Origin of the sequence: Pantoea sp. MQR6, assembly GCF_022761075.1 — a bacterium.
Classification (GTDB): domain Bacteria; phylum Pseudomonadota; class Gammaproteobacteria; order Enterobacterales; family Enterobacteriaceae; genus Pantoea; species Pantoea phytostimulans.
Genome location: NZ_JAKYXB010000005.1, coordinates 139190 through 152091 on the forward strand (window position 1 = coordinate 139190; position 12902 = coordinate 152091).

Below are 12902 nucleotides of genomic sequence, written 5' to 3' on the forward strand. Positions count from 1 at the left end.
TGGTTTTATCGATTCAGATTTTAATTTCGATAAATTACATTGAATCCATTCTGTAAACGCTAAGTGAAATATGAAAATGCAATCAATTTTCACCGGAAGAATATTGCTGCGTATTGCGCTAGCTGGTGTTATTCCGGTAACAGTAACGTTATTATTCCTCTGGACTGGCGGCTGGCTGGCACCTGAACGTCTTACCTCAGACAAGCTTGTAAATGTATTAGAAAAGTCATCTGGCGTGCATCCGACCTATCGTCGGAATCATGCTAAAGGCATTTGCGTGCTTGGCCGTTTTATCTCTAATGGTAATGCCAGCGTTTTATCGCGCGCGTCACTGTTTTCCCGAGGAGAAACAGCCCTAACGGGACGTTTCGCCATTGCGGGTGGTAATCCCCTTGCACCCGATTACGCGGTGCCGGTACGCAGCATGGCTCTGCTTTTTCAACAAGCCAATGGTGAACAATGGCGCACGGGTATGAATGCCATGCCCTTCTTTCCTGTCTCTTCGGTTGAAGCGTTTTATCAGCTTCAGACGGCTACACTGCCTGATACCAGTACCGGAAAAGTAAACCCGAATAAACTCAACGCTTTCATAACGAATCATCCGGAAGTAAAACCTTTTTTTGCATGGGCTAAGCAGTATACGCCGTCCACCAGCTGGGCCATCGATCGCTTTAACAGTCTCAATGCCTTCCGCTTGATTGATAAATCGGGCAACTCACATCTGGTCCGCTGGAGTATGGTTCCGGCCATTAAGGCAGACCCTGTCAGCGATGCCAATAAACATGACAGCGATTTTTTGCAGAAAGACCTTATACAGCGCCTTGGTCAGGGCGCGCTCAGGTGGGATTTAGTCATCACACTGGCTCAGGCTGGCGATAAAAGTAATGATGCCACTAAAGCATGGCCAGCCGATCGTCAAACGATTAATGCCGGCACGCTGGTGATAAACCAAGCCACTCCTCAGCAGCAAGGCCCCTGCAATGACATCAATTTTGATCCTTTGATTTTGCCCGATGGTATAGCCGTCTCTGACGATCCGATATTGAATGCGCGTTCGTCGGCCTATGCCAGGTCGTACAATTTGCGCACTCGGGAACAAGCTCAACAAGCAGGAGCGAAATTATGAAGCATGTCGAATATTTTCATCCAGCTATACGCTTCCTGCACTGGCTTATGGCCGCAGCGATTTTAACAATGCTGTTTATCGGCGTAGCCATGGTTGCCAGCGTATCATCCCTGCATAGTTTACTGGTGGCGATACATAAGCCGCTCGGCGTGATGATATTGGTTTTAGTCGTGGTTCGCTTGTGGCTGCGTTTTGCAACCGTAACGCCCGCTTTGCCAGCGTCATTACCCGCATGGCAGCGTGGCGTGGCGCATCTTTCACACTGGATACTTTATTTGATGATGCTGGCCCAGCCTCTTATTGGCTGGGCGATGCTTTCAGCGGCGGGTTATCCTGTTACTCTCGGTGCCGGAATTGTCCTGCCGCCTGTTGTGCCCGTGAATAATGACTGGTATGCGCTACTGCGCCCCCTGCATACCTGGTTTGCGATCGCGCTATTCGCTACGGTAATGCTGCATCTGGCAGCTGCGCTGCTCCATGCTTTTGTACTGCGAGATGGCGTGTTCCGCAGTATGACCGGCATGCGTAAACCCTGACTGTCCGGTTTATGGCGCAACCTTGCTGAAAAAGGTTGCCACCGTGAACGCAATCCCATTGATGGAGAAAGGCAATGACGGTTATCCGTTTTCCTGACAGGAAATTATTAGAAATCTATGCATGTACGGCCTGTATGCCGAATGAATCCGGCGCCCCAAAATCGCAGGCGGTTGAAGAGCCTTCTCAGTCTGTAATCGCTGGTGAAAAGCAAGCGGTTCGCCATTTCGCGCTGATAATTGCTGAAAAGCTCTTAACAGACAGAGAATTTAACCATGCTGCACCATTCCTGGTGGATAAAATTGTCAGGATGCTGGTTGAGGAATCTCGCTGTATTCAGGATAAACCTTAATGAGGTCAAAGCTCGCAAGAATAGAGTTTCTGCGAGCTTTGCGAATGCATTATTTATAAGCTTTGCCGGTATGATGGCCAAAACTTCATACTCCCCAAGCTCAATCATGAGCTGGCAAGACCGGGATAACGCATTAAGAGAATCATGATGGGTGCAATCAGGGACGTAACGCCATCTCAACCGCTGCTTCGCAATGAATCAGCGTGGTATCAAAAACGGGCACGGAGACGTTATCCTGGTTAAGTAACATACCCACTTCCGTACATCCAAGAATCACGCAATCTGCACCCTTTTCAGCTAAACGCTGCGCTATGTCTTCATAAACAGAGCGACTGGCTGGGACTATTATATCCTTGCACAGCTCCTCATAGATGATGCGATGCACTTCTGCCCGATCGGCAGTATCGGGAACAACAGGCTGAAGTGAAGCCGCCCTGAGACGATCAAGATAAAAGGACTGCTCCATTGTAAAAGCGGTCGCCATCAGACCTGGCGCTTGCAGACCTTCTTTGATAACCCGGGCGGCCGTTGCATCCGCAATGTGCAGCAGCGGGATGCTGATACCGTCCATCATCTGCTCAGCCAGTTTATGCATTGTATTTGTTGCCAGAACGATAAAATCAGCGCCTCCGCGTTCCAGCGCCTTTGCCTCGGTGTTCAAAAGTGAACCGGCTTCGTCCCATTGGCCTCTGATCTGTAAATCTTCGATGATTGCAAAATTTAGCGAACGAATCAGCAGTTCAGGAGAATGCAAGCCACCCAGGCGCTGACGAACCAACTCACACATTTTTCGGTAATAAATTTGCGTTGAGGCCGCAGACATGCCCCCCAGGATTCCAATCGTTTGCATCATATTTCCACTCAGTTATAGAGGAATATTTCGAGGATAAACAGCTGAAGTAATTAAAAAGGAGGAGACATAAAATGCTGCATCTCCATTTACCGTTATGGCGAATTTTCAGCAATAAGACGATTAAAAACAGGCTCTATAATTTGTTGAAACATATCGGCATTATCAAAAGCTCGAGCCGCCAGCATGGCACCATGTACCGTGGCCATCAGGGCTTTCGCCTCTACGGCTGGCGTTTCTTGTAGCTTAAATGTGCCTTCGCTTTGCCCCTTTTCGAGCAGCGAGGTTAACCAGTTGGAAAGGTCGTGGAAGTGACGGGAGACTTCAGCAGCCACTTCGGCTGGTAAGGTAGGTAACTCCACAGCAAGCATCACGCATATACAGAATGAGGAAGAACCGTCCTTGATACACTGGGACCAGTAGCCAATATATGCTTTAAGCTCAGCCAGTGGGTCGTTGAGCTGACGATCAAGAGCTGACATACCCGCACGCGCTTCTTCACAATACTGCGCCACCACAGTGCGCACGAGATCCGCCTTACCGGGAAAGTGATGGTGAATGCTGGCCTTACGAATCTGCACGACTTCGGCAATATCAGCATAGCTGAAGCTCTTATAGCCGCCGGTGGTCAGCAAGCGACGAGTATGGGCAACAATTTCGTTAGCTTTCTGTGAAAGTTCAGTCATAAATAGTCTCGGATTACCGATACGAAAGAAAAGGATAGCCCTTGTATCGAGTGTAAATATTGCATCATCCAACCTATCTGTAGGTAGCCAGTTTGTCAAGGCAGCGCTTTTCATGTGGTTCACGCCTTTACAGCCTTAAAAGTCTGTCTATAGCTCTATGCTCTCTACCTTCTTGTGGCTTCCGAAACGGTAACCGGGTCAGAAGATAAGATTCTTTCCGATTCCGTACGACAGAATAGTGAGCCAGCCTCTTGAACCTGCGTATATAACTTCGCGTTTCTTTCAGTTGCGCAGCGTGCATGTGCGTTGGGCTACGAGAATATGCAACAGCTTACTCGCAGATATCCGCTTTTCGCTGATAGCGAACATGGGGGCCACGGCAAGCGGCTTTGTGCCAGAAGCGGACATTACATACCTCACGGCCTATTCAGCTATGCCGAATAAACCTCAATGCGATGAAACAAATACCGACGCTTGCTGCACAGGCGGAACGGCGAAGTTACGCTGCATGCGTTTTATCTCCTCAGCCGGCGGCAGACCAAATAGGCGTTTGAACTCGCGATTAAATTGCGATGGGCTTTCATAGCCAACGGCATAACTCGCGGCGGCGGCAGTGATCTGCTGGCGCACCATCAACATCCGCGCCTGGTGCAGGCGTACCGATTTCACATACTGCATCGGCGGCATTCTAGTTATCGCTTTGAAATGGCTGTGAAACGTCGGCACACTCATTCCTGCGTCCATCGCCAGTTGCGTCAGCGTTAACGGCTCAGCATAGGTGGCATGGATGCGCTGAAGCACTTTGCCTATCTTGCCGAACTGCCCCTGCAAGGCCAGCGCGGCACGCATTGCGTTGCCCTGTGCGCCCGTCAATACGCGGAAATAGAGCTCACGTACCCGCGCAGGGCCAAGGATCGCCGCCTCAAGCGGATTGATCAGAACTTCAAGCAAGCGCAGCACGGCCGTTTTTACTGCGTCGTCCATCGGGCTCGACATCATGCTTTGTGGAGCAGCGGGAGGATGCGAGGCGTCATGCTGTTCAATTTGCAACATCAGTTCAGCGGCCAGCTGAAGATCCAGATGCATATAAATCGCCAGCAACGGATGTTCTGCCGACGCGTCGGTTTCCATCACAAACGGCACCGGTACCGAAACCGCCAGATAGTGCTGCTCATCATATAAATAAGTTTGCTGACCAAAATAGCCGCGCTTGCTGCCCTGGCAGACAATCACGATCCCCGGATCGTAAAGCACAGGCGTTCTGGCAAGCGGGCGATCGGAACGCAAAATTCGCACATCAGGCAAGGCAGTAAGGTTGTACCCCTCCTGCACCGCAAGTGCCTTCATCAGGGCAATCATTACGGTCATCACAACACCTCATAAAATCAGGCAAGGAAAAGAGAAGATAAGGCCTAAAAATGCGGCAGAACAGAGAATACCATGCAACCTTCACTGTTCATGGGAGTTCTTTTATGACATCTGCAAAAACGATTTTAATCACTGGCGTCAGCAGCGGCATGGGTCGTGCGCTTGCACAGGAAGCCCTAGCCGCAGGCCATCGGGTCGTCGGAACCGTACGCAACCGCGAAGCACAGCAGGCTTTCGAGGCGCTCAATGCGCAGCGGGCTTTTGGCCGACTGCTTGATGTCACGGACTTTGAGCATATTGATGAGGTAGTTGAGGAGATTGAGTCAACCGTCGGTCCGGTTGATGTGCTGGTGAACAACGCTGGTTATGGCCATGAAGGCATTCTTGAAGAATCGGCCCTCGAAGAGATGCGCCGCCAGTTTGACGTGAACGTGTTTGGCGCGGTGGCGATGATCAAAGCCGTGCTACCGGGCATGCGCCAGCACCGTCGCGGACACATTATCAATATCACTTCGATGGGCAGTTTCATTACCTTGCCAGGCATCAGCTATTACTGCGGCAGCAAATTTGCACTGGAAGGGATATCAGACACGTTAAGCAAAGAGCTTGCCCCGTTCAACATACACGTGACCGCAGTAGCACCCGGCTCGTTTCGCACGGACTGGGCCGGGCGCTCAATGGTACGCAGTGCTCGCAGTATCCCGGACTATGACGTTTTATTCGACCCCATTCGCCGGGCTCGTGAGGAAAAAAGCGGTAAGCAACTCGGTAATCCCGTTAAAGCCGCCCATGCCATGCTGGCATTGATTGAAAGCCAGAGTCCCCCCGTGCATTTGTTGTTAGGCAGTGATGCACTGAGCTTAGTGCGGCAAAAGCTGACTGCATTAAATAATGAAATAGAACAGTGGGAAAAACTCACTCGTTCAACGGATGACTAAGCGGCACGTAAGCAGAGCTGAAGCGAAAAATAACGGGTTCTCAGCTGGCTGCCGAATCACGCGGGAGTTCGCAGCCAACTGAGATTTGTTGTGTTACTTGAGGGAAAAGCTGGCTGGGACTGTAGAGCGATCGAAGGAGCGCCGGATTAACCGGATACTTAGCCCTGCCCCAGTAGCCAGGCAGACTGCCATCACCAGAAGCGCGACGATAAAGGCATGTGTAATGACTGCTCCGCTGTCACCGTTGCCCAACATGCTGTAAAAAATACCGCCGATGACGGCGACGCTCAGCGCAGTGCTAATTTGTAATACCGAGCTGGTTACGCCAGCAATCATACCTGAAAACTGTGGCGCAACCCGGCCTGTCACCATCCGCACCAGGGTTGGCATCGCCAGCCCCTGTCCAAGACCAGTAACAAAAAGGAGAACTGCGAGCGGCAGCATGGCGGGAGGTCTGCCCGTCAGCGTCGTGGCGATCAACCATGCCAGGCCCGCCAGCCCTACGGTTTCGCATCCCATCCCGATTGCGCTAAGGTAATTTCCGACAAAGCGCCTCAGGTAAGGTGTCAGTAACGGACCAATCAGAAAGCCGATGCCAAAGGGCAGAAAAAGCGTGCCCGCGCTCAGGGCGTTAAAATGCAACGCACCTTGCAGATAAACAGAAAACAGAAGAAAGAACGCGCCGATCGAATAAAACAGTAAAATAATCACAAGTCCCTGGCCCAGCCCTGGCGCGCGTAACACGTTCGGATTAAGCAGTGGCGAACCTCCCTTCTGGCTCAGGCGACGCTCATAACGCCATAACAACGAGACCAGCAGTGGGACAGTAAGAAACAACAGCCACGTCCACCAGGGCCATCCCGCCTCACGGCCTTCAATCAACGGCACTATCAGCGTGCACAGCGTGGCTGTTGCTAGCAGCATGCCGACGGGGTCCAGTCGCTGTGCAGATTGCACCCGCGTTTCTTTCAGCAATGGCAGGCCAAAAAGAATGACCAGCAGCGCCACAGGCAGGTTAACGAGAAAAATAGCCCGCCATCCCAAGTGAAACAGGTCCGCTGAAATCAGGATGCCGCCCAGTACCTGTCCGATCACGGAGGCCAGACCAAACACTGCACCATAGATACTCAGCGCTAACGGTCTCTCCGCTTCGGGAAAAATGGCCTGCACGGAAGCCAGCGCCTGAGGGGCCATAATGGCGGCGGTGGCACCCTGTAACATGCGTCCGGTAATCAGTACCCAAGGTGACCAAGCTAACCCGCACAGCAACGATGCAGCGGCAAACCCGATAAGCCCAAGAAAAAACATCTTTCCACGACCATAAATATCGCCCAGGCGGCCGCCGGTAATTAATGTTACCGCATACACGGCAGCATAGGATGAAATGACCAGCTGGTCAGCGGAAGATGAGGCCCCCAGCTCGTTCTGAATGGCAGGCAGCGCCACGTTGACGATAAAAAAATCGAGCGGCGGCAAAAATGCCCCAACCAGTAAAATGACAAACATTGCCCAGCGACGTGGCTCGGCTTGCGGGATGCTATGTGCCGACATAAAGCACTCCTTATGAAACGGTACAATCCCCGGTAAGGGACGTTTTGCGATGGCAAAATGTGCAGTTAACCTGTCAGGACGGGGCGTGTGCGCTGGGGGTTAGCGCATGCCGCCGGAGGCCAGAATTACCTCACCTGTGACCCACCCCGCCTCGTCTGATGCGAGAAATGAGACGATCGGGGCAACATCCTTCACCTGGCCGATGCGGCCGAGCGGCGTCTGCTCTTCATTCCACGTCTGGAAGTCCGAGTTCATCGCGCCAGCGCTGTGGCTTCCTTCCGTTTCGATCAGGCCGGGGTTGACGGCGTTGACACGAATTCCCCGGGGGCCGAGTTCTCGTGACAGTACGCCGGTGATGGCGTCAATCGCGCCTTTGGCGCCGCTGTAGATGGCGCTCTCGGCAATAAAGACGCGGGTGACGAACGAACTGATATTAATAATACTGCTGCCTTTACCCAGGTGCGGCGTGGCGGCAGCGCTCACTAACAGCGGTCCCAGAACATTGATGTCGAATTGCCTGCGGTAGAGCGCTTCGGTGCTCTCTTCAATTTTGGCGAACTGGTAAATACCGGCGTTGTTCACCACAATGTCCAGCCGCCCGAAATTGCCGATGGCCGCGTTGATCAACGCCTCAACCTCTGCCTGGTTGGTGACATCCGCCGCTACCGCTAAGGCCTGCCCACCGGCGGCTTCAATATCGGCAACGACCTTATCGGCACCGCTTCTGCCTGTGGCATAATTAACGATGACCTTCGCACCATCAGCCGCCAGCTGGCGGGCAATGCCTGCTCCGATACCTTTAGAGCCGCCCGTTACGATGGCAACTTTACCTTTCAATTTGTTCATATTTTCAGCTTCCTGATAGGACCGCCTGGCGCGGTATGGTGGTGGAGGCTATGGTGATACCAACATCATTGTTTGGGAACTGCCACTTTTGTATATTCAATGTTCATTTTTGAACGGTGAGGCGATGACATGGAGTGGGGTGACGTCCGGGTATTTCTTGCAGTCATTCGTAACGGTTCTTTCGGGGAGGCGGCCCGAAGACTTGGCGTGAGCCATCCGACGGTCGGGCGGCGTATAAAGGCGCTTGAGGATGAGGCGCAGCAAGCGCTGTTTCGCCGGACACGGGAGGGGCTGGTGCTGACGGACGCCGGCGACGGGGTTATGAAGCTGGCCGAAGCGATGGAAAACTCCGCACTGGCGATGGAACGCCGCTTGGCAGGTAATCACGAACGTCTTGAAGGGATATTGCGGATATCTTCAGCAGAGTGGTTTGCTAACTATGTTCTGGCCCCTATTCTGGGCGAACTGACGCGCCGCCATCCGGCAATTGTGCCGGAAGTCATCGCAAGCTATCGCTTGATCAATCTAGCGCGCCGTGATGCCGACATAGCGTTTCGCATTGTGCCTTTTACCGAGCCGGATATTGTCCAGCGACGTCTGATGAGCATGCCCTACGCCCTCTATGGCACGCCTGAAAATGCACAGACAATGCTCATCGATCCCTCTTCGGTGGGGCTAATTTTGATGAATACCGAGCAATCACACTTTCCTGACGTCTCATGGCTGCTCGAGCGGTTTCCGCACTCCAGATGTGCCTTCAAAAGCACGAGTCGGGCGATTCAGGCGCAAATGTGTCTGCGCGGAATGGGGATCGCCGTGCTGCCACAACCGTTGGGCGATGCCACCACTGGGCTGCAGCGCATTGCAACGCCTGATTTGCCCCCCTCAAGAGATATCTGGGTAGGCTACCACCAAGATCTTCGGCACATGGATCGCTTACGCGCCATGCTGGATATCGCCGATGCGTTGCTTACGGATCCCGCACTGGTGGCTCCGTGAGCCTGTTCCCCCACCCGTTCACTTAAACTGATGTTCTGAAGGAGTTCATGTGGCAGCAGAAGGAGGGGCCATTACGCCTAAAAACCTTCCGGTATCGCGTGATCACTGCTTAAAACGACTTTAAGGTTACTCGCGTCGTAACCTTCTGGCTTGTTTGCGTCCCTTACCAACAAACTTTGCCAGTTTCGTTTCCCCTTACTTTTGGATGTGCTGTGCCCCACTCCTACCATTAATAAAAAACTGCCTGTACTCAAACAGGCCGGTAGGCGTGAACTTCCGCTTTGTGCCAGAAGCGGACATAGAAATCCTTAGCGTTTATAGATGCACAGTAATCAAAACACTGACTGTTACACTCAACCTACTATTTCAATTAAATTACCGTCAGGGTCATGAATAATCGCCTCATAATAGCCATCTCCCGTAACGCGGGCTGGGCTCACTAAAATTTCATTATTTAATGCTTTAATGACCATCTCATCAACCTGCTGACGAGAGTTCAGTTTGATAGCGATATGCGCCCATCCCGTAAGCTCTTTACCATGCAGCCCCTTTTCCAAACCATCCAGGCTCATTAACTCAATAGTCGGCCCATCACATAAGCTGACAAAATAAGAGGAAAAACCAGGCCTGTTTGTACTGATATATAATTCATTAGATGTTCCACCAAAATAATCACGCCAGAATTCTTTTTGTGCTTCAATATTTGTCGTCCACAAAGCTACATGTGAAATCTTCATGCATTTTCCTTCGCCGAATTATTCTGTCTAAGATTAAGAGAGAATGATATCGCACCGACAAACAGCATTAATGCCATAATCAGTGAAAAAGCTAGTGCTAGCGAACTAAAATGAGCGACATATCCAATAATAGCCGGGCCGCTTAATACGCCGAGATAACCCATCGTGGTAATTGCAGGAACAGCAACGGACTGAGGCATGACGCTTTGCTGGCCCACCGCCGAAAACATCACCGGGACGATATTCGCGCACCCAGCCCCCATCAAAATGTAACCAAGAAGCGACAGATGCCATGAAGGAATGAAAGTAATCAAAGCCAGACCGACTGCCGTAGTCAGTGATCCGCCAACAACTACGGTTAAACGACCAAGATTTCCGACAATCCGATCACCCATCAGTCTGGCTGCTGTCATAGCCACAGCAAAGCACGTATACCCAAGACCACCCAGCGTTTCAGGCATATTTCTGACCTGCGTCAGATAAACGGCACTCCAGTCCAGCACAGTACCTTCGGTGAGAAACACCGCAAAGCAGACCATTCCCAAGATCAGTACGATCCCACGCGGCACGGCAAAGGCGGAACCTTCTTTAGGGTTGGCGTAAGTCAGTAATCCCGGATAACTCAATATGGCTAAGACGATAACAGTCAGCGTTATCAGCACAGTGGAAGCAATAATATTAAGACCTGCAGCCAGAAGCAGGGTCATCAAACCCGCGCCAGCTATACCGCCAAAGCTGTACATGCCATGAAAACCGGACATCAGCGGAACAGACGATTCCTTTTCAACAAGGATTGCCTGGATATTTATGGCGCAGTCTGTCACACCAACGCCAATGCCAAAGACCAGTAAAGTAAGCCCCAGAAGTACAGGATTGCTAATTACCGCCAGTAAAGGTGTGCTTACTACAACTATCGCAATGGCTGCAACTATGACAGTACGGCAGCCAAACCTGCCGGTCAGTGAGCCCGTTACTGGCATCGCAATCAAAGCTCCAACCCCAAGACACAGGAGTAAGGTTCCAAGTGTTGCTTCATTAACACCCGTATTTGCACGAGCATATGGCACGAGAACCGCCCACGTCGCCGTGACAAAGCCGGCGATGAAGAAGGCCAGCCGTGTCGCCCGACTGGAAGAGATCCTGTGTGACTTCTGATTCATTTTATTCCCTATCCTGAAAGCTGGAAGTTATTTACTGGCAGAGCGTTTGATACAAGCCAGTAAGTGATTGACAAAGAATTAATCCTGCGCGACCATGCCCACCAATGCTCGATTGTGATGATTTAAGAGGTGTTACATGCTCGATTATGCAGCTTTCCCCAAACAACGACAAGACTTGATCAGGAAAATATTGCGTGACCAGGGGAGAGTGGTCTGTATCGAACTCGCCCAGCAGATGGGAGTTTCAGAGCACACGGTTCGTCGTGATCTTCATGAATTAAGTAAAGAAGGAGTATGCAAAAAAGTCTACGGAGGGGCGGTATTGCAGCTTCCAGATGCAGGAACACTGGATTCAAGAAAAGGGCAAAATCTATCAGCAAAAAGCACAATCGCGCAAAGGTGTGCAAGCTTGATTACAAGTGAGAACTGCATATTTATTGATGCAGGCAGCACAAACCTGGCAATGGCAAAATCTCTGCCTGATGAACTCACCATAACGGTGGTAACAAACGCGCCAGATATCGCTGCTGCGCTTTTAAAACATCCTAATATAGAAGTTATTATGCTTGGGGGGCGTATTCAGAAAGATAGTGGCGGCTCTGTGGGGAACACAGCAATTGAGCAACTAAGAAACATCATGTTCGATCAGGCTTTCATGGGAGGATGTGCCATGAGTCCAGAAGCCGGGCTGACGGGTTTTAATTTTGATGACTGTGAGTTTAAGAAAGCGGCAATAGCGCAGAGTAGCCAGGTTATTGTCGGGCTGACCTCAGAGAAAATTCCAGGCGTGGCAAGGTTCTCTGTTGCCAGCTGTGAAGATATAGACATTCTTGTGGTTGAAGAAAATCTTGACAAAAATTTCCATTCATCTTTCCTCGCGGAGAATATAACCATCTTGACCGTTTAATTATTAACTAGATTAAATAATTAATATTAAGAAGGTGTTGCATCACTACTTACAAGGATATTACGCCAGAAGTAAAAAAGATGAGTTTGCAACGGTGCGGTGTTACCTTATTGAAAACAGGATTAATTTCTTGAGTGAGTTAATGCAATGAGAAGTTGATTCGGTTGATAAAAGTAATAATGAATAATTATTATTCATTCGGGCGTCTGCTCCTCGCTCATAGCGGACCTTGCCCCGCGTAAATGTCTGCTCTGTGCCGGAAGTGGACAAAAGGGGGAGTTAGAAAGGCGGTTAATTGACTAATGTGATGGCCGAACTATCGATGGGGAGTAACCGGCTCGGAATTTTTGACTTTACGTGTTCCAAGATGTTGATAAAACCGTAGTAAGTATCCATCAGGATCGGCAACAATAAACTGACGGTTTCCGCTTTCCACTGCCTCAACACGATACCAGCGATCCTCAACAGGAAGAAAAAGACCAACGCCATGCTGGGACAATGAGTTTATCAGGGGAGTAATTGAGGGAACCAAAATCTGAACATTCACCCCTTTTCCGAACGGGTAACCAGTCGGCTGATGCCTTCCTTCAAATGTCCGGCCTTCTCCTATCTGATCGATCATGAGTTCAGCTTCTCCCAGCTTCAGGTAACAGAAGCCTTCTTCAGCGCGCTCATATACACATTCGAAGCCCAGAATTTGGCAGTAGAATCTTTTCGAATTGCGCCAATCTGATACAGAAAACTCAGGTACAAGTGCATTACTCATGGCCATAACTCCCAACGTTAATCATCTGGAACCAAGGTGAATGCCTGAGCAAACTGGCTTCCGGCGGTTCGGCAGAACCTGG

At 50.8% G+C, this 12902-nt stretch carries 14 protein-coding genes; 6 read left to right on the top strand and 8 right to left on the bottom strand.

Features of this window, described 5'->3' with window-relative positions:
- The first annotated feature begins 70 nt into the window (after window positions 1-70).
- From MUG06_RS18155 to MUG06_RS18165, 3 genes are all read left to right on the top strand, one after another.
- Window positions 71-1126 (top strand): catalase family peroxidase, encoded by a 1056-nt coding sequence (locus MUG06_RS18155; RefSeq protein WP_243079544.1) that lies wholly within the window; start codon window positions 71-73, stop codon window positions 1124-1126.
- Window positions 1123-1662, top strand: coding sequence for a cytochrome b/b6 domain-containing protein (locus tag MUG06_RS18160; protein WP_243079545.1), 540 nt, complete (start codon window positions 1123-1125; stop codon window positions 1660-1662). The genes MUG06_RS18155 and MUG06_RS18160 overlap by 4 nt, the downstream gene beginning before the upstream one ends.
- Before the next feature lie 74 nt (window positions 1663-1736).
- A complete protein-coding gene (locus MUG06_RS18165; protein ID WP_243079546.1) occupies window positions 1737-2012 on the top strand; it encodes a hypothetical protein in 276 nt (91 codons plus the stop codon).
- A 157-nt stretch (window positions 2013-2169) separates the two neighbouring features.
- Here MUG06_RS18165 and MUG06_RS18170 read toward each other — a convergent pair whose 3' ends face one another.
- From MUG06_RS18170 to MUG06_RS18180, 3 genes are all read right to left on the bottom strand, one after another.
- Complete coding sequence (locus MUG06_RS18170; RefSeq protein WP_332626127.1) at window positions 2170-2865, bottom strand: aspartate/glutamate racemase family protein; 696 nt, start codon at window positions 2863-2865, stop codon at window positions 2170-2172.
- A gap of 92 nt (window positions 2866-2957) precedes the next feature.
- On the bottom strand, window positions 2958-3662 hold the full coding sequence (locus MUG06_RS18175; RefSeq protein ID WP_243079547.1) for a TetR/AcrR family transcriptional regulator: 705 nt from the start codon (window positions 3660-3662) through the stop codon (window positions 2958-2960).
- A 333-nt stretch (window positions 3663-3995) separates the two neighbouring features.
- A complete protein-coding gene (locus MUG06_RS18180; protein ID WP_243079548.1) occupies window positions 3996-4916 on the bottom strand; it encodes an AraC family transcriptional regulator in 921 nt (306 codons plus the stop codon).
- A gap of 104 nt (window positions 4917-5020) precedes the next feature.
- Between MUG06_RS18180 and MUG06_RS18185 the strand changes: the two genes are divergently transcribed.
- Window positions 5021-5854 (top strand): oxidoreductase, encoded by an 834-nt coding sequence (locus MUG06_RS18185; protein WP_243079549.1) that lies wholly within the window; start codon window positions 5021-5023, stop codon window positions 5852-5854.
- Window positions 5855-5947: 93 nt separating this feature from the next.
- On the opposite strand, the gene MUG06_RS18190 is transcribed toward MUG06_RS18185, so the two are convergent.
- Together MUG06_RS18190 and MUG06_RS18195 are read right to left on the bottom strand one after the other, a co-directional pair.
- Window positions 5948-7405, bottom strand: coding sequence for an MFS transporter (locus tag MUG06_RS18190; RefSeq protein ID WP_243079550.1), 1458 nt, complete (start codon window positions 7403-7405; stop codon window positions 5948-5950).
- A gap of 99 nt (window positions 7406-7504) precedes the next feature.
- Entirely contained in the window at window positions 7505-8251 is a 747-nt protein-coding gene (locus tag MUG06_RS18195; protein ID WP_243079551.1) for a glucose 1-dehydrogenase, read from the bottom strand.
- 129 nt (window positions 8252-8380) lie between these two features.
- On the opposite strand from MUG06_RS18195, the gene MUG06_RS18200 reads away from it, so the two are divergent.
- Window positions 8381-9250 carry a LysR family transcriptional regulator gene (locus MUG06_RS18200; protein WP_243079552.1) on the top strand — a complete coding sequence of 290 codons (870 nt, stop codon included), beginning with the start codon at window positions 8381-8383 and terminating at the stop codon, window positions 9248-9250.
- 353 nt (window positions 9251-9603) lie between these two features.
- On the opposite strand, the gene MUG06_RS18205 is transcribed toward MUG06_RS18200, so the two are convergent.
- Together MUG06_RS18205 and MUG06_RS18210 are read right to left on the bottom strand one after the other, a co-directional pair.
- Entirely contained in the window at window positions 9604-9987 is a 384-nt protein-coding gene (locus MUG06_RS18205; RefSeq protein ID WP_215844738.1) for a VOC family protein, read from the bottom strand.
- Window positions 9984-11147 (bottom strand): MFS transporter, encoded by a 1164-nt coding sequence (locus tag MUG06_RS18210; protein ID WP_243079553.1) that lies wholly within the window; start codon window positions 11145-11147, stop codon window positions 9984-9986. Before MUG06_RS18210 ends, MUG06_RS18205 begins: the two co-directional genes overlap by 4 nt.
- A 136-nt stretch (window positions 11148-11283) precedes the next feature.
- Between MUG06_RS18210 and MUG06_RS18215 the strand changes: the two genes are divergently transcribed.
- Window positions 11284-12054, top strand: a complete 771-nt coding sequence (locus MUG06_RS18215) for a DeoR/GlpR family DNA-binding transcription regulator (RefSeq protein ID WP_243079554.1) — start codon at window positions 11284-11286, stop codon at window positions 12052-12054.
- A 316-nt stretch (window positions 12055-12370) separates the two neighbouring features.
- Here the strand turns inward: MUG06_RS18215 and MUG06_RS18220 are convergent, their stop codons facing one another.
- A complete protein-coding gene (locus MUG06_RS18220; RefSeq protein WP_243079555.1) occupies window positions 12371-12820 on the bottom strand; it encodes a VOC family protein in 450 nt (149 codons plus the stop codon).
- Between the last annotated feature and the right edge of the window lie 82 nt (window positions 12821-12902).